The sequence below is a fragment of the Stenotrophomonas sp. C9D9 genome, assembly GCF_056491205.1.
The window spans coordinates 239,887-258,789 of sequence record NZ_JBSZIF010000007.1 but is presented as its reverse complement, the minus strand read 5'-3'; the positions used below and the strand labels follow the sequence as shown (position 1 = coordinate 258,789).

The window sequence follows — 18,903 nt, the reverse complement described above, 5'->3', positions numbered from 1 at the left end:
TGGGCGATTCTGTCGCCACTCTTCATGAAGGCGGCGGTGGCGATGCCACCGACAGGCGGCGCCGCCGCTGCGACCAGGACAGTTGTAGTTGTGCTTTTCATGACCTGCTCCTTGCGGACCATCCGCAACGTTCTCGGACCAGATTGCAGCATGCGCTGCCTGAACGGAATCTCCACATTTCCTGCTCATTGCTGTAACCCATTCAGCATCGGGAAATGCTGGGCCCGTGGTAGCGTTTGCATATTCCCCACGAGGATTCCCGCCATGGCCAACCCGATGCTGTTCAGGTACTGCAATGGGCCCGCCGGCTGCGCTACCCGACCCTGTTCAAGCTCACCGCCGGCCTGTTCGTGCTGACGTTGTTCATCCCGGACCCGATTCCGTTCGTCGATGAGCTGGTGCTGGGCTTCGGCACCCTGCTGCTGGCCAACTGGAAGAGCCGCAACGCCATCACGCCCCCGCCGCTGGAACAGCGTTGAGCGTGCTGTTCGACAGCCACTGCCGATCTGGACGCCAACCGAGTCGATGTGACCGCACCGCCGTGGTCGAGCGTGCGCAGGCGGCTGGTGTGCGCCTGCAGGTGGTACCGGCGGTGACCGCAGCCAGCTGGCCGAAGCTGCGCGAGGTCTGCCGGCAGGCACCGGGTCTGTACCCGGCCTACGGCCTGCATCCGATGTTCCTGGCCGAGCACCAGCCTGGGCACCTGCCGCTGCTGCGCGAGTGGATCGAGCGCGAACGCCCCTGCGCGATCGGCGAATGCGGCCTGGACTTCTTCGTCGAAGGACTGGATGCCGAGGCTCAGCAGGTGTATTTCATCGGCCAGCTGGAACTGGCCCGTGAATTTGACTGCCGGTGATCGTGCACGGCCACGTGCGGTGGATGCGGTGATCGCCGCCATCCGCCGCATCGGCGGCCTGCGCGGCGTGGTGCACAGCTTTTCCGGCAGCCCCGAACAGGCCGCGCAACTGCACGGGGGCAGGGCTTCCTGCTCGGCCTCGGCGGCCCATTGACCTACGACCGCGCGCAACGACTGCAGCGGCTGGTACGTGAGATGCCGCTGGAACAGCTGCTGCTGGAAACCGACGCACCGAGGACCAGCCCGATGCCGGCATCCGCGGCCAGCGCAACGAACCGGCGCGGCTGGCGACCATTGCCCGCCATGTGGCCGCGCTGCGCGGGATGGCAGCTGGACTGCCGTGGCCCAGGCCACGACGGAGAATGCGCGGCGGCTGTTCACGCTGCCGGCGCTATAGCGGTAGTGCCGGCCGCTGGCCGGCATCTGCGCTGATTCAAGCATTCCGGCGTTGCCGGCCAGCGGCCGGCACTACCATCACGCGTCGGCGTGATCCTCGACCACTTCAGCCTTCACCTTCTTCGGCTCCAGCAGCATCTCCACGCCCCTTGCCCACCGCCGCGAAGGCGAACGCGCCGGTGATGTGGGTCGCCGCGCCCAGGCCGGCGCCACAGTCCAGCTTCAACGCCGCATCGGCGCCCAGGTTCGGGCGGAGGCCACACACACTGCCATCGGCCTGCGGGTACTTCACATTCTCCAGCGAATACACCGCCGGCACGCCGAAATAGCGCTTGGCGTTCTTCGGGAAGTTGAATTCGCTGCGCAGCTTCTTGCGGATCAGCGCCAGCATGGCGTCGTGCTCGGTGCGCGAGACATCGCGGATACGCACCAGGGTCGGGTCGGTACGGCCACCGGCTGCCCCCACGGTCAGCAACGGCAGTTTGCGGCGGCGGCACCAGGCGATCGTCTCGACCTTGACCCGGAAGCTGTCGCAGGCATCGATCACCAGATCGAACCCCCGGTCCAGCAGCTCGGCCATGTTGGACACGGTCAGGAACGCCTGCACGGCGTCGACCTCGATGTCCGGATTGATCGCACGGCAGCGCTCGGCCATTGCTTCGGCCTTGTTGCGGCCGTAGTTGCCTTCCATCGCCGGCAGCTGCCGGTTGGTGTTGGACACGCAGATATCGTCGGCATCGATCAGGGTCAGGTGGCCGACCGCCGAACGGGCCAGCGCCTCCACCACCCACGAGCCGACGCCGCCCATGCCCACCACCGCCACGCGGCTGCCCTGCAGGCGCTCGAGCGCGCCCACGCCATACAGCCGTTCGATGCCGGCGAAGCGTTGTTTGACCTGTTCGTTCATCGGGCTATTTTAACGTGCAGGTGCCGGCGCCCGCAGTACGCCGGCATCGAACCCACCGTTGCAAGCCCGGAGAGCCCGCAATGCCAGCCCGCCCCGCCGCCTGTCCACCGCCCATCGTTACCTGTTCGTGCTCTGCCTGGGCCTGCTGATCGGCCTGATCGCCACGGTGATGGTCAGCCGTGCCCTGCAGGCCCGCCGTGACCCGTTCCCGGACAGCCTCATGCAGGTGATGCAGCGGCAGTCGCAGCTGCTGCAGCAGGCCCAGCAGCAGAACCGCTGCAGCCTGGCCGCACAGCGTGCCGCGCCTGCAGGCCATACGCCTGTTGTCCAACGATCTGGATCTGGCCTTTCCCGGGCTGAAGGACAGTGTGCAGTTCCAGCAGCACGCCAGCCAGCTGCGCGGCAACCTCAACACGGCGCTGGCCTCACCGCCAGGCGACTGCAAAGCCCTCGCCCAGGTGGTGGAAACACTGCAGGCGGACTGCCGTGCCTGCCACCAAGACTTCCGCTGACGCGCATTCATCCTGCAGCCGGTCAGGGCACGCACGGTTGGCGCGTTGTTCACGTTCGAAAGGAGAGGATTCGTCCACCCTGCTGCATGACGCAGTACCACCCAACGCACCCGCCTTCACGGCCAGGAGACGCCTCATGAAGATCCAGCTCATCGCTGCCAGTGCCATCGCAACCCTCGCCCTGGCCGGCTGTGCCACCTCGCCCGGTTACGGCGGCGGTGGTTACAACAACGGCTACAACAACGGCGGCTACGGCAACAATGGCGGTTACAACCAGGGCCGCTGCGCCGACTGCGGCATCGTCACCCGCATCAACACCGTGCCCTCGGGCCGCACCGCGCCCAGCGCGACCGGTGCGATCCTCGGCGGCATCGTCGGCGCCGTGGCCGGCCATGAAATCTCCGACCACACCGGTGGCAGCCGTGGCAACAAGAACATCGCCGCCGCTGCAGGCGCGGTCGGTGGCGCCCTGGCCGGCAACCAGATCCAGAAGAACGTCACCAGCGATACCTATGACATCAGCGTGCGCATGGATGATGGCCGTACCATCGTGGTCAACCAGCGCGATCTCGGCGGCATCCGCGAGAACACCTACGTGCGCGTGGTCAATGGCAAGGTCATCCTGCGCTGACCTGCACCGGGCCAACGGCAAAGAAAAAGGCCCGCTTGCGCGGGCCTTTTTCATGCCGACGGGCGGCGGGTATTACACCGGCTGCACCTTGTCAGCCTGCAGGCCCTTCTGGCCCTGCACGACTTCAAAGGTCACCGACTGGCCTTCCTTGAGGCTCTTGAAGCCCTGGGTCTCGATGGCGCGGAAGTGCACGAACACGTCCTCGCCATTCTGCCGGCTGATGAAGCCGAAGCCCTTCGCATCATTGAACCACTTTACGGTACCGGTCTCGCGCTCAGCCATCTCACTAACTCCCTTTGACTCTCTCTTGTTGTTGGAAACGCCCGGTGGGCGGCTGACAAGCAAGGGGGAAGCGAGGTGCATCGATGCAGCGGATCGGAAAGATCTTGCTTCATCAGGCCACGATCCACGGTGACCTTGCCAAGCTCAGCGACTGCAACTTAACCCGCCCAAAACGAAAAAAGCAACTGGCAAAATCTTTCACTGTCAACCCCAAAACGGACACCATACGGGACAGCATGGGACTCTCATTCATCTTATATCTGCTAGCGGTCATTTTTGTCCTGATCGGCATCGCCGGCATTGTCCTGCCAGCCCTTCCGGGCATCCCGCTGGTATTCATCGGACTGCTGCTGGCGGCCTGGGCCGACGGCTTCGCCCATGTCGGCTGGCCCACCCTGGTCGCGCTGGGCGTACTGACCCTGCTTTCACTGCTGGTGGACGTGCTGGCCACCGTGGTTGGGGCACAGCGCGTCGGCGCCAGCCGCAAGGCCCTGTGGGGCACCTTCGTCGGCAGCATCGTCGGCCTGTTCTTCATGCCCATCGGCCTGTTTGCCGGCCCCCTGATCGGCGCCCTGCTCGGCGAGTACTGGCACACCCGCGAACTCGGCCGCTCGACCAAGGTCGGCCTGGCCACCTGGCTCGGCATCCTGCTCGGCCTGGCACTGAAACTGGCGGTGGTGATCGCGATGCTGGGCCTGTTCGCGTTCGCCTGGTTCTTCTGAGCCACCTGGCCTTCACGCCACGCGCACGCCGGGGCCGTGCATAAACCGTGGGGCTGGCCGCTATCCGTTGCAGCCGCCACACTGTGCGATTCCCGTATCCACCGAAGGGCCTGCTGCAATGACCCTCCCCACGCTGCTTCCCCGTCTGGCGCCGCTGGCGCTTGCCCTGGCCAGTGCACCGCTGGCCGCGCAGGAGTTCGTGCCCAGCACCGACACCTCGCCGGCCGCCTGCGCGGCGATCACCACCGACGCGGCGCGCCTGGCCTGCTATGACCGCCTGTTCGCGCACACCCCGCAGGCCACCGCCGCTGCCGACGCCGCTGCCGAGGCAGCCGCGCAGGCCCGCCGCGAAGAGCGCCAGACCGCACGTGTGAGCCAGGGCGAAGAGAAACTGCGCGAACGGGTCAGCGACCTGTTCCGCCCGGCGGCACCGGACAGCGCGCTGGCCAACGCCGGCCGCGGTTCGCTGCTGGACAGCCGCTGGGAGCTGGCCGAGGACTCCAAGCTGGGCCCGTTCCAGCTGCGCGCCTACAAGCCGGTGTACCTGCTGCCCGCGTTCTGGACCAGCGACCGCAACACCATGCCGCACTCGCCGAACCCGGCCAACAGCGTAACGACCCCGCAGGTGCTCGACAGTGCCGAACTGAAGTTCCAGATCAGCTTCAAGACCAAGATCGCCGAGAACCTGTTCGGCGACAACGGTGATATCTGGGCCGGCTACACCCAGAGTTCGCGCTGGCAGGCCTACAACAGCGAGGATTCGCGCCCGTTCCGCGAAACCAATTACGAACCGGAAGTGATGATGGTGTTCCGCAACGGCTACTCGATCGGTGGCTGGCGCGGGCGCATGACCGGCATCAGCCTCAACCACCAGTCCAACGGACGGGCCGATCCGCTCTCGCGCAGCTGGAACCGGGTCATGCTCAACATCGGCCTGGATCGCGAGAACTGGGCGCTGGTCCTCCGCCCGTGGTACCGCATCCCGGAAAGCCGCAGCGAAGACAACAATCCGGACATCGAGGACTACATGGGCCGCGGTGACGCGACCCTGATCTGGAACCGCAACGGGCATGAGGTCGCGCTGATGGCGCGCCATTCGCTGCGCACCGGCAGCCGCTCCCACGGTGCACTGCAGCTGGACTACGGCTTCCCGATCAGCAACCTGCTGCGTGGCCATGTGCAGATCTTCGACGGCTATGGCGAGAGCATGATCGACTACAACCACAAGGCCACCTATGTGGGCGTGGGCGTGTCGCTGCTGGAGTGGTTCTGATGGACGTGACGATCTGGCACAACCCGGCCTGCAGCAACTCGCGCGGCGCACTGAAGCTGATCCGCGATGCGGGCTTCGATCCGGTGGTCATCGAGTACCTGGGCAACCCACCCGACGCGGCCACGCTGCGCCAGGTGCTGGCCGAGTCGGCGCTGAACGCGCGCGATCTGGTGCGCAGCAAGGAAGCGCAGTTCGCCGAACTCGGGCTGGAAGATGCCGACGAGGCCACGCTGCTAGCCGCGATGGCCGAATACCCGCACTTGATCAACCGTCCGGTGGTGCGCACCCCCAAGGGCACGCGGCTGTGCCGCCCACCGGAAACGGTGCTGGAGATCCTCTAAGCCCGCCCTACTTTTGGTAGAGCCGAGCCATGCTCGGCTGCGGTTCGCGTGCTACCCATGAATGCAGCCGAGCATGGCTCGGCTCTACAGAACGGGTTACCGCCAGTCGGTGATGCCTTCGCGGCGGTACACCTCGGCGAACGCCGGGCGCGCCTTCATCGACGTGGCATGTGCCTTCAGCACCGGCCAGGTGTCGCTGGGCCTGGGCATGTTGCGCGACCAGCGCATCAGCATCACCAGCATGTAGTCGACCACGCAGGGCGTGGCACCCAGCAGGTACGGTCCGTGTGCCTGCAGGTGCGTGGCCACATGCTGCCAGGCCGCTTCCAGGCGCTGACGGGCCATCTCGCGAGTGGCCTCCACGTTTGCCTCGCCCGCCATCTCATACGGATAGAACCAGGCACGATAGGCCGGCTGCAGCGTATTGGCACACCAGAACATCCAGCGGTAGGCATCGGCGCGCTGCGGCGTACCCAGTGCCGGCAACAGGTTGGCTTCCGGATGGCGGTCAGCCAGATGCAGTGCGATCGCCGCCGCTTCGGTCAGTACCAATCCATCGATCAGCAGTGTCGGCACCACACCGGCCGGATTCAGCGCCAGGTATTCCGCCGACTTGTGCTCGCGCGTGTCGAAATCCAGCAGCACCAGTTCATGCTCGATGCCCAGCTCGATCAGCAGCCAGTGCACCACCAGCGCGGCGGTACTGGTTGAACCATACAGCGTGGTGCTCATGCGCGGCTCCTGTGTGAATGGATCCGCTGATTATGCGCCCGCGCGGGCGGTCGCTGCTCAGCCGCAGCGGCTCATGCAGGTATCGCGGCCTTCGCTACAGGACATGATCGGCGTGCGTATCGCGCAGTCGTGCGTCTTCAGTTCACAGGAACGGCGCAACTCGGGGTTGGCAACGTCCTTGCAGCGCTTGTCTGGCGCCGGCACCATCTGTTGTTCGCAGCTGAAGTCGTTGCTGCCGACACTGCCCCGCGCCATGCAGCTGCGATAGTCGGCCTGGCACTGCATGCGGCACTGCGAGGAGGCGGAGAAGTCCGCACATTCATAGGATGAGGTTGTACTGCAGCCGGCCAGGGCCAGCAGGATCGCAACGGCGATGAATCGATGCAGGCCCATGAACACGTCCTGTGTGAGGTCGCGCCGAGCCTAGCAGAGCAGATGCTGCAGGTTCGTTAACCCTCACCACACAACAACGGCGCCATACGGGCGCCGTTGCTTGAACCGGATGCGCGGCAGGGTTACTCCACCACCACCGGAATCTTGCCGATGCGGGCCTGCCACTCGCGCGGGCCGGTCTTGTGCACCGATTCGCCGGTGGAATCCACCGCCACGGTCACCGGCATGTCCTGCACGGTGAACTCGTAGATCGCCTCCATGCCCAGGTCGGCGAAACCGACCACCTTGGCCGCCTTGATCGCCTTGGAGCACCAGGTAGGCCGAACCACCGACGGCCATCAGGTAGGCCGACTTGTTGTCACGGATCGCTTCGATCGCCGCCGGACCGCGCTCGGCCTTGCCGACCATGCCCAGCAGGCCGGTCTGCTCCAGCACCTGGCGGGTGAACTTGTCCATGCGGGTCGCCGTGGTCGGGCCGGCCGGGCCCACTACTTCGTCACGCACCGGATCGACCGGTCCGACGTAGTAGATGAAGCGGCCCTTCAGATCGACCGGCAGCTGCTCGCCCTTGTTGAGCATGTCGACCATGCGCTTGTGCGCGGCGTCGCGGCCGGTCAGCAGCTTGCCGTTGAGCAGCAGGGTCTGGCCCGGCTTCCAGCTGGCCACGTCCTCCGGGGTGATCGTGTCCAGGTCCACGCGGGTGCCCTTGGACGAATCGTAGGTCAGCTTCGGCCAGTCCTCCAGCGACGGCGGGTCCAGCATCACCGGACCGCTGCCATCCAGGGTGAAGTGCGCATGGCGGGTGGCCGCGCAGTTCGGGATCATCGCCACCGGCAGGTTGGCCGCATGAGTCGGGTAATCGTTGATCTTGATGTCGAGCACAGTGGTCAGGCCACCCAGGCCCTGCGCGCCAATACCCAGTGCGTTGACCTTCTCGTACAGCTCCAGGCGCAGCTCTTCAATGCGGTTGGACGCACCACGGGCCTGCAGCTCGGTGATGTCGATCGGCTCCATCAGAGCTTCCTTGGCCAGCAGCATCGCCTTCTCGGCGGTGCCGCCGATGCCGATGCCGAGCATGCCCGGCGGGCACCAGCCGGCGCCCATGGTCGGCACGGTCTTCAGCACCCAGTCGACGATGGAATCGGACGGGTTGAGCATGGCGAACTTGGTCTTGGCTTCCGAACCACCACCCTTGGCGGCGACGATGACGTCGACGGTGTTGCCCGGCACCACCTTGACGTTGACCACGCCCGGGGTATTGTCCTTGGTGTTGATGCGCTTGCCGGCCGGATCAGCCAGCACCGAAGCGCGTAGCTTGTTGTCCGGGTGCATGTAGGCGCGGCGCACGCCTTCATTGGCCATGTCTTCCACGCCCATGGTGGCGTCGTCCCAACGCACGTCCATGCCGATTTCCAGGAACACGGTGACGATGCCTGTGTCCTGGCAGATCGGACGGTGGCCTTCGGCGCACATGCGCGAATTGATCAGGATCTGCGCCATCGCTTCCTTCGCGGCCGGCGACTCCTCGCGCTCGTAGGCGGCGGCAAGGTTCTTGATGTAGTCGACCGGGTGGTAGTACGAGATGTACTGCAGCGCGTCGGCGATGGACTGGATGAGGTCTTCCTGCTTGATCGATGTCACGACTTGCTCGCTTGCTGGAGGCTGGCGGGGGTAATCCCCCCATTTTACCCCCTCCCCCGGCCGCAGGATCACAATCTCGGGGTCGGATCCCCTGCAAGGGGCTCTGACCCCACACTCCCTGTCACGCGTGCTCCCTTCCCGGCGTCCTGGTCGACATGAACCCTGAAACCGCATTCCAGACCCACCGCCCGCGCCTGATGGCCCTGGCCTACCGCCTGCTCGGCAGCCGCGCCGACGCCGAAGACGTGGTCCAGGATGCCTGGCTGCGCTGGTCCGGCGCCGACCCGGCGGCCGTCCGCGACCCCGAAGCCTGGCTGGTCACCACCACCACCCGGCTCGGCCTGGACCGGCTGCGCGCGGCCAAGCGCGAGCGCGTGCACTACGTCGGCCCATGGCTGGCCGAACCGCTGGCGGTGACCCTGGAGCCCGACCCGGCACCCGGTCCGGCGCAGCTGCATGCGCTGGCCGACGATGTCTCGGTGGCCTTCCTGACCCTGCTCGAACAGCTCGGCCCTGAGGAACGCGCCGCGTTCCTGCTGAAGGAGGCCTTTGATCACGATTACCGCGAGATCGCCGACCTGCTCGGCCACAGCGAGGCCAACTGCCGGCAACTGGTGCACCGCGCGCGGCAGCGCCTGCAGGCCGGGCGGCCGCGCTTCAACGCCGATGCCAGCCAGCACCGGCAGCTGCTCGCACGCTTCATGGACGCTTCCCAGCGCGGCGACAGCGAAGCGATCCAGGCCCTGCTGCACGCCAACGCGGTACTGGTTTCCGACGGCGGTGGCGTGGTCACTGCGGCGGTGCGGCCCCTGCTCGGCGCCGAACGCATCGGCCGCCTGTTCTGGGCCATCGCCCGCCGCGGCGCGGTGCATCCGGCGCAATTGGGCTACGTCAATGGCGAACCGGCGATCCTGCGCTTCCAGGGCGATCGTCTGCACTCGGTCACCACCATCGAGGTGGTCGATGGCCGCATCGCCAACGTGTACAGCGTGTTGAACCCGGAAAAGCTGCCGGGAGTTGTCACGCGCGATGACGGTGCGGCGTCCTGGTAGTGAAAGGTGGCCATCGTGGCCGCCGTGGAGCCGAAAATGTCCGACCACGCCTCTCCCCGCGTTCCCTATACCCGCCTGGCCGCCGAGGCCTTCAAGGGCCTGCTGGCCACCAGCAAGGCGGTGCATGAAAGCTCGATTGATCCGACCCTGATGGAACTGCTGTTCCTGCGCGTGTCGCAGCTCAACGGCTGCGGCTACTGCATGGACATGCATGGCACCGCGCTGCGCAAGGGCGGCATCGAGCCGCGCAAGCTGGACACCCTGCCCGCGTGGCACGAAAGCCGCTTCTTCGATGCGCGCGAACGCGCGGCGCTGGGCTGGGCCGAGGCACTGACCCGGCTGACCGACGGTGCGCCGTCGCAGGCAGCGTTCGACGCACTGGCACCGCACTTCGATGAGAAGGGCATCAGTGACCTGAGCATGGGCATTGCGGTGATCAATGCCTGGAACCGGTTGGGCGCGGGTTTGCTGCCGCCGCTGCCGTAACGGGGTCTGGCTGGGCGGGTTCCTGCAACGGTTGGTAGGTGTCGATCTTGGTCGACACGGTAGATCCACGCCATGCGTGGATGCGGCAGGGTCGGATCCCTTCGCCACGCGAAGGGCTCTGACTCGATCTGACCCCGGCGCGGCCACACGGCTGCACTGACCCCATCTGCACGCGTCAGGCGCGCACAATACGCGCATGCCTGCTACCCCCACCGCCGGCGCTGCCGCCGCGAAGAAGCCCAGCCTGCGCCAGCGCTTCAAGGCGATGCGCAACCTGCCGCCGTTCCTGCGCATGGTCTGGCAGACCAGCCCCGCGCTCACCCTGGCCAGCCTGGGGCTGCGCCTGATCCGTGCGCTGCTGCCGGTGGCAATGCTGTACGTCGGCAAGCTGATCATCGACAGCGCCCTGCACCTGAGCCAGCACGACGCTGGCTTCCCGCCGCTGGGCGAAGCGCTGTCCAGCGGCGTGCTGAATCCGTTGCTGGGCCTGCTCGCGCTGGAATTCGGCCTGGCCATCGCCTCGGATCTGCTCGGCCGGCTGGTCAGCTACGCCGATGCCCTGCTCTCGGAACTGTTCGCCAACGTCACCAGCATCCGGCTGATGGAACACGCCGCAACGCTGGATCTGGAGGACTTCGAAGACCCGGACCTGCAGGACAAGCTGGACCGTGCGCGACGCCAGACCATGGGCCGGATGAACCTGATGAGCCAGCTGTTCGGCCAGGTGCAGGACGCGATCACCGTGGCCAGCCTCGCCGTCGGCCTGCTGGTCTACGCGCCGTGGCTGATCCTGCTGCTGGCGCTGGCACTGGTGCCGGCCTTCATCGGCGAATCGCACTTCAACGCGGCCGGCTACAGCCTCAACTTCCAGTGGACGCCCGAGCGCCGCCAGCTCGACTACCTGCGCCAGCTCGGTGCCAGCGTGGAAACGGCCAAGGAAGTGAAGATCTACAACCTGCACCGCTTCCTGGTGGAGCGCTATCGCAGGTTGTCTGTAGCACTCTTCCAGGCCAACCGTGCCCTGGCCCGGCGCCGCGCGTTCTGGGGCACGCTGCTGGCTGCGCTCGGCACGCTGGGCTACTACACCGCCTATGCCTACATCGCGTGGCGCACGGTGCGCGGCGACTTCTCGATCGGCGACCTGACCTTCCTCGCCGGCAGCTTCCTGCGCCTGCGCCAGCTGCTGGAGGGCCTGTTGATCGGGTTCTCGCAGGTGGCCAGCCAGGCACTTTATCTGGACGACCTGTTCTCGTTCTTCCAGATCCAGCCGGAAATCCACTCGCGCGAAGGTGCGGTGCGCGTGCCGCAGCCGATCCGCCAGGGCTTCGTGTTCGAGAACGTCGGCTTCCGCTACCCGGATGCCGAGCAATGGGCCGTGCGCCACCTCGATTTCCAGCTGCAGGCCGGCGAAGTGCTGGCCCTGGTCGGTGAGAACGGCGCCGGCAAGACCACGCTGGTGAAGCTGCTGGCGCGGCTGTACGAACCGGACGAGGGCCGCATCCTGCTCGATGGGCGCGACCTGCGCGACTACGACCTGGACGACCTGCGCGCCAACCTCGGGGTGATCTTCCAGGACTTCGTGCGCTACAACCTCAGCGCCGGCGAGAACATCGGCGTCGGCCAGGTCGAGGCGATGGACGACCAGGCGCGCATCGCCGACGCCGCACGGCGCGGCATGGCCGAGGAAGTGATCGACGACCTGCCCGGCGGCTACGACCAGCTGATCGGCCGCCGCTTCAAGCAGGGCGTGGACCTGTCCGGTGGCCAGTGGCAGAAGATCGCCATCGCCCGCGCATGGATGCGCAATGCGCAGGTGATGATCCTGGATGAGCCAACGGCGGCGCTGGATGCACGCAGTGAGTTCGAGGTGTTCCAGCGGTTCAGGGAACTGGCGGATAATCGCACCGCAGTGCTGATTTCCCACCGTTTCTCCTCGGTCCGCATGGCCGATCGCATCCTGGTGCTGGCCGATGGCCGGATCGAGGCCAGTGGCACCCATGAGCAGCTGATGGCCCAGGGAGGCCGCTACGCCGAGCTGTTCGAGCTGCAGGCGGCCGGTTACCGCTGAGAACGCCTCTCGTTCCGCCTAATGAGAACCTGTCTCATTTGAGATAGAATCACCCCCGACGACTTCCGATAGATACGCCCATGTCCTCCGCTTTTGGCGCCGAAACGGTGCTTGAGGTCCGTCACTGGACCGATGCCTACTTCAGCTTCACCCTCACCCGCGACAGCGGTTTCCGCTTCGAGAACGGCCAGTTCGTGATGATCGGCCTGGAAACCGAGGCGCGGCCGCTGCTGCGCGCGTACTCCATCGCCAGCGCCAACTGGGAAGAGCACCTGGAGTTCTTCAGCATCAAGGTGCAGGACGGCCCGCTGACCTCGCGCCTGCAGCACATCAAGCCGGGCGACAAGGTGCTGGTCGGCAAGAAGCCCACCGGCACCCTGCTGATCAGCGACCTGCACCCGGGCAAGAACCTGTACCTGTTGGGCACGGGCACCGGCATGGCGCCGTGGCTGTCGGTCATCAAGGACCCGGAAACCTACGAGCGCTTCGAGAAGGTGATCCTGTGCCACGGCGTGCGCTACGAGAAGGACCTGGCCTACCGCGATTACTTCGAGAAGGAACTGCGAGAGCACGAGTTCCTGGGCGAGATGATCGGCGACAAGCTGCTGTACTACCCGGCCGTCACCCGCGAGCCGTTCGCCAACCAGGGCCGCCTGACCTCGCTGATGGAAAGCGGCGAGATGCAGCGCACGCTCGGCCTGCCGGAGCTGAGCCCGGAAAACGACCGCGCGATGATCTGTGGCAGCCCGCAGATGCTGGCCGACCTGCGCGCTGTGCTCGATGCCCGCGGTTTCCAGGTTTCGCCGCGCATTGGCCAGCCGGGCCATTACGTGTTCGAGCGCGCGTTCGTCGAGAAATAAGCAGAAAGGGGACGGAGGGGATTAAGTCGTTTGTGCACAAACGACTTAATCCCCTCCGTCCCCTTTTTCGGTTCATCTCACAGCAGCGCTTCGATCTCGTCGCGCAGCTGCTCCGGCCTGGTGGTGGGCGCATGTCGCGACGCCACCCGCCCCTGGCGGTCGACCAGGAACTTGCTGAAATTCCACTTGATGCGGGCACTGCCGAGCAGGCCACGCTTCTCGCGCGCGAGCCACGCCCACAGCGGGTCGGCACCGTCGCCGTTGACCTCGATCTTTTCCGACAGCGGGAAGCTGACCGGATAGTCCAGCGAACAGAACTGGCGGATCTGCGCGGCATCACCCGGCTCCTGCGCGCCGAACTGGTTGCACGGGAAGCCGATCACCACCAGGCCGCGTTCGCGGTACTCCTGCCACAGCTGCTCCAGCCCGGTGTATTGAGGGGTGAAGCCACAACGGCTGGCGACGTTCACCAGCAGCAACGGATGGCCCTGGTACCGGGCCAGCGCCTGCGGCTGGCCGTCGAGGTCACGGAAGCTGAAATCGTAGGCGGTTGTCATGATGGCGGGCCGTGGGCGGTGAATGCATGGTACCCGCGCCCGGCCCAGGCAACATGCCTTTTGACACAAGTGCAGGCGCCGCCGGCCGGGTTACCCTCGGGCCCTTGTTTGCCTTACCGGAGCTTCTACCTTGACCACTCGACTTGCCCTTGCCGTGGCCATGTCCCTCGGCCTTGCCCTGCCCGCCTTCTCGGCCGGCGCCGCCACCCCGGCTGCCAGCACCAATGCCCAGCAGGCCAACCCGTTCTTCGCCGAAAGCCCGCTGCCGCTGCACTTCCCGCAGTTCGACAAGATCAAGGACAGCGACTTCGCCCCGGCCTTCGACGCCGGCATGGCGCAGCAGCTGAAGGAAGTGGAGGCGATCGCCAACAACAAGGCCAAGCCGACCTTCGACAACACCATCATCGCCCTGGAAAAGAGCGGTGACATCCTCGACCGTGCGACCACCGTGTTCTTCAGCCTGGTCGGCGCCGATACCAACGACACCCGCAAGAAGCTGCAGGCCGACTACTCGGCGAAGTTCGCCGCGCACAGCGATGCGATCGCGCTGAACGGCAAACTGTTCGCCCGCATCCAGGCGCTGTACGACACCCGCAGCCAGCTGGGCCTGGACGCCGAAGGCGTGCGCCTGGTCGAGAAGTACTACGACAACTACGTGCGCGCCGGCGCCAAGCTGTCCGAGGCCGACAAGGCCAAGCTGAAGGCGATGAACGCCGAGCTGGCCAACCTGGGCACCAAGTTCAGCCAGAACGTGCAGTCGGAAGTGAACGCTTCGGCGATCACCGTCGACGACGTCAAGGAGCTGGCCGGCCTGTCCAAGGAGCAGATCGCCGCCGCCGCCGAAGCCGCCAAGGCCCGTGGCCTGGAAGGCAAGTACGTGATCACCCTGCTCAACACCACCGGCCAGCCGCCGCTGACCAACCTGGCCAACCGCGCCCTGCGCCAGAAGATCTACGAAGCCTCGACCACCCGCGGCAGCCGCGGCGGTGAGTTCGACAACACCGCGCTGGTCTCGCGCATCATGCAGCTGCGTGCCGACAAGGCCAAGCTGATGGGCTTCCCGAACTTCGCCGCCTACAACCTGACCAACCAGACCGCCAAGACCCCGGAAGCGGTCAACGCGATGCTGGGCAAGCTGGCCCCGGCCGCGGTGGCCAATGCCAAGCGCGAAGCCGCCGACCTGCAGGCGATGATCGACAAGGAGCAGAAGGCCGCGCGCAAGCCGACCTTCCAGCTGGAACCGTGGGACTGGGCCTTCTACAGCGAGAAGGTGCGCCAGGCCAAGTACAACTTCGACGAGTCGCAGCTGAAGCCGTACTTCGAACTGAAGAACGTGCTGGAAAACGGCGTGTTCTACGCTGCCGGCCAGGAATTCGGCCTGACCTTCAAGCAGCGCACCGACCTGCCGGTCTACCACGATGACGTCACCGTCTACGACGTGTTCGACGCCGATGGCAGCCAGCTGGCGATCTTCATCTTCGATCCGTATGCGCGCGCCTCCAAGCGTGGCGGTGCGTGGATGAACTCCTACGTCTCGCAGTCCAAGCTGACCGGCTTCAAGCCGGTGGTCGCCAACCACCTGAACATCCCGAAGCCGCCGGCCGGCCAGCCGACCCTGCTGACCTGGGATGAGGTGAACACCACCTTCCACGAGTTCGGCCACGCCCTGCACGGCATGTTCTCCAACGTGAAGTACCCGTACTTCTCGGGCACCTCGGTGCCGCGTGACTTCGTCGAGTTCCCGTCGCAGGTCAACGAAATGTGGTCGGACAACCCGGTCATCCTGAAGAACTACGCCAAGCACTACCAGAACGGCTCGGCGATGCCGCAGGCGCTGCTGGACAAGGTGATTGCCGCATCGAAGTTCAACCAGGGCTTTGCCACCACCGAATACCTGGGTGCGGCGATGCTGGACCAGAACTGGCACCAGATCGGCCCGGACCAGGTGCCGGCGGCCAAGGACGTGATGGCCTTCGAGCGCGCCGCGCTGGAGAAGGACGGCATCTACTATGCGCCGGTTCCGCCGCGCTACAAGACTCCGTACTTCAGCCACATCATGGGCGGCTACTCGGCCGGCTACTACGCCTACATCTGGTCGGAAGTGCTCGACGCCAACACCCAGAAGTGGTTCAAGGACAACGGCGGCCTGAGCCGCAAGAACGGCGACCACTTCCGCGCCACCCTGCTGTCCAAGGGCGGCAGCGTCGACGCGATGCAGCTGTTCCGCGATTTCGCCGGCCACGAGCCGCAGATCGAACCGCTGCTGGAAAAGCGTGGCCTGACCGGCGCCGGCAACTGATCGCCAGCGCGGTAGCGTGAAACGAAAACCGCCCGGGAGACCGGGCGGTTTTTTGTTGTGATTGGGGTCAGAGCCCTTCTCTGCGAAAAGGGATCTGACCCCGGGGTCGGATCCCTTTCCACGGAAAGGGCTCCGACCCCGCTCTGGCTTCATCGCGGTGCCACGTACCCACCGGGCACGCCCTCCGGCGACAGCACCAGCTGCCACAGCTGCGCGTGCCGGCAGCGGAAGGTGGCCATCGACCCGGCCAGGTAGAAACGCCACATGCGCCGGAAGTGCTCGTCGTAGTGCGCATCCAGCTGCGGCCACGCCGCTTCCACGTTGCGTCGCCACGCCTGCAGGGTCAGGTCGTAGTCGGTGCCGAAGTTGTGCCAGTCCTCCAGCACGAAACGGCCTTCGAACGCCCTGGTGATCTGCACCGCCGATGGCAGCATCGAGTTGGGGAAGATGTAGCGCGCAATCCACGGATCGGTGCGATGCCGGGAGATGTTGGTGCCGATGCTGTGCAACAGCAGCAGGCCGCGCGGTGACAGGCAGCGCTTGGCCACCTCGAAGAAACTGCTGTAGTTCTTGTCACCGACGTGCTCGAACATGCCGATCGAGAAGATCGCATCGAACGGTTCGTCCAGCTCGCGGTAGTCCTGCAGGCGGATCTCGATCGGCAGGCCCGCACACAGTTCGCGGGCGAACTCGGCCTGCTCCTGCGAAATCGTCACGCCGACGCCACTGACACCGTAGCGCTCGGCGGCGAACTTCAGGGCTTCACCCCAACCACAGCCGATGTCCAGCACGCGCTGGCCCGGGCGCAGGCCCAGCTTGCGGCAGACCAGGTCGAGCTTGGCCTCCTGCGCTGCATCAAGGTCATCAGCGTTGCGCCAATAGCCGCAGCTGTAGACCAGGCGCTGGCCGAGCATGGCCTGGTAGAGATCATTGCCCAGGTCGTAATGGCGACGACCGACTTCGTAGCTGCCCTGCCCCACCTGCAGGTTGAACAGGCGCGCCTTCAGCGCGTCCGCCACTTCGCGCCAGCCGTGCACCCGCTCATCCAGATGCGCCTGCATCAGGTGGACGAGGAATTCATCCAGGACGTTGGCATCCCACCAACCTTCCATGTAGCTCTCGCCCAGGCCGAGCGAGCCGTGGCCCATGACCCGCGCGAAAAAACGCGGGTCATGCACCTGGATGTCCTGTGGCTGGGTGCCGCCGATGCGGACCCCGGCTTCGTGGAGCAGGCCGGCGACCCGCTCCTGCAACCCTGTATCCACGCCACCTCCTCGACTGCGGTCAACCGCGTGCGAACAGCTCCACGTAGTCCCTGGCCACGTGCGGCAACAGCACCGCCGCCGGTACATCGGCGGTCTGGGTGCCGTCCGAGTATGGACCCACCTGGTACGGCGGGAAAACAAAGCGCAGCGCGGTGATCTGCCCCTTGTCGTCGGTCAGCGGCTGGAACTGGCTGAAATTGTCGGCCTGCGGGCCGGTGCCGTCGGCGATCATGCGCGATGCGTTGCGCAGCGATTCCTGCAGCTGGGCCGGATCCATGTCCTCGCCGCTGAGGCGCGTGGCCACGCGTTCGCGCAGCTGGTCGGCGACGAAATCGCTGATCGCCTTCCAGCCCTTGGCATCAGCCACCAGCTTTTCGGCGCTGAGCATCTGCTGGTGCTGCGGCAGCCACACGAAGCGGGCCACCAGCGGCTCGCCGTGGGCGCCACCGGTGTAGCGGCTGCCATCGGCACTGATCACCACCAGCTGCGGGGTTTCCAGCAGCTTCTCGAAGCTCAGCGACAGCTCGTACGGCATGGTCGGCTTGTCGTTGCCCAGCCCGTCCAGCGCCTGCTGCAGGTCGCTGCGCGCACTCGTCGCATAGCTCTGCAGCGCGCGGGCCAGGCCCGGATAACGGTCGATACCGGCCGGGTAGCTGATGCCCACCACCTCGCGCTCGTTGTTCTCGATCACGTCGCGCAGGTCCAGCGGCGCTTCCGTGGCCGGCGTTTCGCCTGCGGCGGTGGCTTCGGCGGCGGGCGCCGCGTCGGTCGCCGGTGCCGGCTCGCTTTCACGCTGGCAACCGGCCAGCAACAGCACGCCCACCACGCCGGCCAGCACGCTGCCGTGCAGTGGCCGGTTGTTTCCAATCTTCATCGGGATCCCCTGTTCATGTTTGTACATCATCGCCTGCCATGGCTGAAGCGTGGCCCGCTGGCATTCAGCCAACGAGCAGGTCGTGGTACTCCTCGTGCCGCTGCAGGAAGGCCTCGGCGTAGGAACATGCCGGCACCACCTTGTACTTCTGCTCGCGGGCGAAACGCAGCGCCACACGGGTCAGCTCACCGGCGATGCCACGGCCCGCGATCGGCTCGGGTACCTCGGTGTGGGTGATGACCATGCGCTTGCGCTTGATCTGGTAGTCCAGCACCGCCAGCTGTCCTCGCACACGGGCGGTGAAGCGGTGGTTGGCCAGGTCGTGTTCGACCTCGTAGGCCAGACCGGGGGGCGTGACCGAAGCCATGGAACTGTCTCCTGCAGCGACTGCGTGGATGGTGCGCAGCCGGGCGCCATGATCGCGTGAAGCCTGAACAGGGGCAAGTCCAGTCCATTCACGTCAGTTTTCGCCCCTCAAGCTGGAGGCGGGCCGGCCGCTATCGCCTATGGAGGGGTACGGCCAGGCTGGCACGACCCTTGCGACCGTTGACCATGCGCACCACCGTGGAGGCCCCCATGCACGCCAGCAATTCCCATTCCGATACCGACCGCGCCCTGCTGGAGGGCCTGCTGCAACTGGCGGTGGAAGGGCAGACCGAGGATCAGGATTTCCAGCGCATCGGCGAGGAAGTGTTCGCCCGCCTGCTGGATACCTACGGCCAGCAGACCGCGGCCTGACCCGGCCGGGGCGGATCG

General features: G+C 66.0%; 17 protein-coding genes and 5 pseudogenes. 13 read left to right on the top strand and 9 right to left on the bottom strand.

Annotation, left to right across the window (positions count from 1 at the left end; translation table 11 throughout):
* Window positions 1–264: 264 nt before the first annotated feature.
* A pseudogene (locus ACXI0D_RS22170) lies at window positions 265–479 on the top strand (DUF6116 family protein).
* Window positions 480–481: 2 nt separating this feature from the next.
* Window positions 482–1,288 (top strand): annotated as a pseudogene (locus ACXI0D_RS22165) (TatD family hydrolase).
* A gap of 42 nt (window positions 1,289–1,330) precedes the next feature.
* On the opposite strand, the pseudogene ACXI0D_RS22160 reads toward ACXI0D_RS22165, so the two are convergent.
* Window positions 1,331–2,159, bottom strand: a pseudogene (locus ACXI0D_RS22160) (tRNA threonylcarbamoyladenosine dehydratase).
* Window positions 2,160–2,286: 127 nt separating this feature from the next.
* Between ACXI0D_RS22160 and ACXI0D_RS22155 the strand changes: the two are divergent.
* Together ACXI0D_RS22155 and ACXI0D_RS22150 are read left to right on the top strand one after the other, a co-directional pair.
* Window positions 2,287–2,671: pseudogene (locus ACXI0D_RS22155) on the top strand (hypothetical protein).
* Between the two features lie 136 nt (window positions 2,672–2,807).
* A complete protein-coding gene (locus ACXI0D_RS22150) occupies window positions 2,808–3,302 on the top strand; it encodes a glycine zipper 2TM domain-containing protein (RefSeq protein ID WP_005410289.1) in 495 nt (164 codons plus the stop codon).
* A gap of 72 nt (window positions 3,303–3,374) precedes the next feature.
* On the opposite strand, the gene ACXI0D_RS22145 is transcribed toward ACXI0D_RS22150, so the two are convergent.
* Complete coding sequence (locus tag ACXI0D_RS22145) at window positions 3,375–3,584, bottom strand: cold-shock protein (RefSeq protein WP_014037792.1); 210 nt, start codon at window positions 3,582–3,584, stop codon at window positions 3,375–3,377.
* 236 nt (window positions 3,585–3,820) lie between these two features.
* Here ACXI0D_RS22145 and ACXI0D_RS22140 point away from each other — a divergent pair, with 236 nt between their 5' ends.
* From ACXI0D_RS22140 to arsC, 3 genes are all read left to right on the top strand, one after another.
* Window positions 3,821–4,306: a DUF456 domain-containing protein gene (locus tag ACXI0D_RS22140; RefSeq protein WP_014037793.1), complete on the top strand. Its 486-nt coding sequence runs from the start codon at window positions 3,821–3,823 to the stop codon at window positions 4,304–4,306.
* Window positions 4,307–4,424: 118 nt separating this feature from the next.
* Window positions 4,425–5,579, top strand: coding sequence for a phospholipase A (locus ACXI0D_RS22135; protein ID WP_014037794.1), 1,155 nt, complete (start codon window positions 4,425–4,427; stop codon window positions 5,577–5,579).
* Window positions 5,579–5,920, top strand: a complete 342-nt coding sequence (gene arsC, locus ACXI0D_RS22130; RefSeq protein WP_049444769.1) for an arsenate reductase (glutaredoxin) — start codon at window positions 5,579–5,581, stop codon at window positions 5,918–5,920. The genes ACXI0D_RS22135 and arsC overlap by 1 nt, the downstream gene beginning before the upstream one ends.
* A 96-nt stretch (window positions 5,921–6,016) precedes the next feature.
* Here arsC and ACXI0D_RS22125 read toward each other — a convergent pair whose 3' ends face one another.
* The 3 genes and pseudogenes from ACXI0D_RS22125 to ACXI0D_RS22115 form a co-directional block, all read right to left on the bottom strand.
* A complete protein-coding gene (locus ACXI0D_RS22125) occupies window positions 6,017–6,652 on the bottom strand; it encodes a glutathione S-transferase family protein (RefSeq protein ID WP_119006517.1) in 636 nt (211 codons plus the stop codon).
* A 57-nt stretch (window positions 6,653–6,709) separates the two neighbouring features.
* Window positions 6,710–7,045 (bottom strand): hypothetical protein, encoded by a 336-nt coding sequence (locus ACXI0D_RS22120; protein ID WP_119006518.1) that lies wholly within the window; start codon window positions 7,043–7,045, stop codon window positions 6,710–6,712.
* 122 nt (window positions 7,046–7,167) lie between these two features.
* Window positions 7,168–8,686 (bottom strand): annotated as a pseudogene (locus ACXI0D_RS22115) (fumarate hydratase).
* A gap of 155 nt (window positions 8,687–8,841) precedes the next feature.
* Between ACXI0D_RS22115 and ACXI0D_RS22110 the strand changes: the two are divergent.
* The 4 genes from ACXI0D_RS22110 (at window position 8,842) to ACXI0D_RS22095 (ending at window position 13,152) form a co-directional block, all read left to right on the top strand.
* Window positions 8,842–9,738 (top strand): RNA polymerase sigma-70 factor, encoded by an 897-nt coding sequence (locus ACXI0D_RS22110; protein WP_119006519.1) that lies wholly within the window; start codon window positions 8,842–8,844, stop codon window positions 9,736–9,738.
* A 36-nt stretch (window positions 9,739–9,774) separates the two neighbouring features.
* A complete protein-coding gene (locus ACXI0D_RS22105) occupies window positions 9,775–10,224 on the top strand; it encodes a carboxymuconolactone decarboxylase family protein (protein WP_014037799.1) in 450 nt (149 codons plus the stop codon).
* Window positions 10,225–10,420: 196 nt separating this feature from the next.
* Window positions 10,421–12,292: an ABC transporter ATP-binding protein gene (locus tag ACXI0D_RS22100; protein WP_119006520.1), complete on the top strand. Its 1,872-nt coding sequence runs from the start codon at window positions 10,421–10,423 to the stop codon at window positions 12,290–12,292.
* Window positions 12,293–12,372: 80 nt separating this feature from the next.
* Entirely contained in the window at window positions 12,373–13,152 is a 780-nt protein-coding gene (locus tag ACXI0D_RS22095; protein WP_014037801.1) for a ferredoxin--NADP reductase, read from the top strand.
* A gap of 77 nt (window positions 13,153–13,229) precedes the next feature.
* Here the strand turns inward: ACXI0D_RS22095 and ACXI0D_RS22090 are convergent, their stop codons facing one another.
* Complete coding sequence (locus ACXI0D_RS22090) at window positions 13,230–13,709, bottom strand: glutathione peroxidase (RefSeq protein ID WP_119006521.1); 480 nt, start codon at window positions 13,707–13,709, stop codon at window positions 13,230–13,232.
* 130 nt (window positions 13,710–13,839) lie between these two features.
* Here ACXI0D_RS22090 and ACXI0D_RS22085 point away from each other — a divergent pair, with 130 nt between their 5' ends.
* A complete protein-coding gene (locus ACXI0D_RS22085) occupies window positions 13,840–16,008 on the top strand; it encodes a M3 family metallopeptidase (protein ID WP_119006522.1) in 2,169 nt (722 codons plus the stop codon).
* 149 nt (window positions 16,009–16,157) lie between these two features.
* On the opposite strand, the gene cfa is transcribed toward ACXI0D_RS22085, so the two are convergent.
* Genes cfa through ACXI0D_RS22070 form a run of 3 tightly spaced genes read right to left on the bottom strand, consistent with a single transcriptional unit; the run spans window position 16,158 to window position 18,514 of the window.
* Window positions 16,158–17,273, bottom strand: coding sequence for a cyclopropane fatty acyl phospholipid synthase (gene cfa / locus ACXI0D_RS22080; RefSeq protein WP_119006523.1), 1,116 nt, complete (start codon window positions 17,271–17,273; stop codon window positions 16,158–16,160).
* Window positions 17,274–17,292: 19 nt separating this feature from the next.
* Window positions 17,293–18,174 carry a DUF3298 and DUF4163 domain-containing protein gene (locus tag ACXI0D_RS22075; protein WP_049444810.1) on the bottom strand — a complete coding sequence of 294 codons (882 nt, stop codon included), beginning with the start codon at window positions 18,172–18,174 and terminating at the stop codon, window positions 17,293–17,295.
* A gap of 37 nt (window positions 18,175–18,211) precedes the next feature.
* Window positions 18,212–18,514 carry a GNAT family N-acetyltransferase gene (locus ACXI0D_RS22070; RefSeq protein WP_005417588.1) on the bottom strand — a complete coding sequence of 101 codons (303 nt, stop codon included), beginning with the start codon at window positions 18,512–18,514 and terminating at the stop codon, window positions 18,212–18,214.
* 209 nt (window positions 18,515–18,723) lie between these two features.
* On the opposite strand from ACXI0D_RS22070, the gene ACXI0D_RS22065 reads away from it, so the two are divergent.
* Window positions 18,724–18,885: a hypothetical protein gene (locus ACXI0D_RS22065; protein ID WP_014037806.1), complete on the top strand. Its 162-nt coding sequence runs from the start codon at window positions 18,724–18,726 to the stop codon at window positions 18,883–18,885.
* Window positions 18,886–18,903: the final 18 nt, after the last annotated feature.

What these genes read in the sequence shown, in the direction of transcription:
- ACXI0D_RS22090 (WP_119006521.1), bottom strand. Translation starts at nt 13,709, where the DNA reads ATGACAACCGCCTACGATTTCAGCTTCCGTGACCTCGACGGCCAGCCG.
- ACXI0D_RS22150 (WP_005410289.1), top strand. Translation starts at nt 2,808, where the DNA reads ATGAAGATCCAGCTCATCGCTGCCAGTGCCATCGCAACCCTCGCCCTG.
- ACXI0D_RS22065 (WP_014037806.1), top strand. Translation starts at nt 18,724, where the DNA reads ATGCACGCCAGCAATTCCCATTCCGATACCGACCGCGCCCTGCTGGAG.
- ACXI0D_RS22105 (WP_014037799.1), top strand. Translation starts at nt 9,775, where the DNA reads ATGTCCGACCACGCCTCTCCCCGCGTTCCCTATACCCGCCTGGCCGCC.
- ACXI0D_RS22145 (WP_014037792.1), bottom strand. Translation starts at nt 3,584, where the DNA reads ATGGCTGAGCGCGAGACCGGTACCGTAAAGTGGTTCAATGATGCGAAG.
- ACXI0D_RS22120 (WP_119006518.1), bottom strand. Translation starts at nt 7,045, where the DNA reads ATGGGCCTGCATCGATTCATCGCCGTTGCGATCCTGCTGGCCCTGGCC.
- ACXI0D_RS22140 (WP_014037793.1), top strand. Translation starts at nt 3,821, where the DNA reads ATGGGACTCTCATTCATCTTATATCTGCTAGCGGTCATTTTTGTCCTG.
- ACXI0D_RS22125 (WP_119006517.1), bottom strand. Translation starts at nt 6,652, where the DNA reads ATGAGCACCACGCTGTATGGTTCAACCAGTACCGCCGCGCTGGTGGTG.
- arsC (WP_049444769.1), top strand. Translation starts at nt 5,579, where the DNA reads ATGGACGTGACGATCTGGCACAACCCGGCCTGCAGCAACTCGCGCGGC.
- ACXI0D_RS22100 (WP_119006520.1), top strand. Translation starts at nt 10,421, where the DNA reads ATGCCTGCTACCCCCACCGCCGGCGCTGCCGCCGCGAAGAAGCCCAGC.
- ACXI0D_RS22095 (WP_014037801.1), top strand. Translation starts at nt 12,373, where the DNA reads ATGTCCTCCGCTTTTGGCGCCGAAACGGTGCTTGAGGTCCGTCACTGG.
- ACXI0D_RS22075 (WP_049444810.1), bottom strand. Translation starts at nt 18,174, where the DNA reads ATGTACAAACATGAACAGGGGATCCCGATGAAGATTGGAAACAACCGG.
- ACXI0D_RS22070 (WP_005417588.1), bottom strand. Translation starts at nt 18,514, where the DNA reads ATGGCTTCGGTCACGCCCCCCGGTCTGGCCTACGAGGTCGAACACGAC.
- ACXI0D_RS22110 (WP_119006519.1), top strand. Translation starts at nt 8,842, where the DNA reads ATGAACCCTGAAACCGCATTCCAGACCCACCGCCCGCGCCTGATGGCC.
- ACXI0D_RS22135 (WP_014037794.1), top strand. Translation starts at nt 4,425, where the DNA reads ATGACCCTCCCCACGCTGCTTCCCCGTCTGGCGCCGCTGGCGCTTGCC.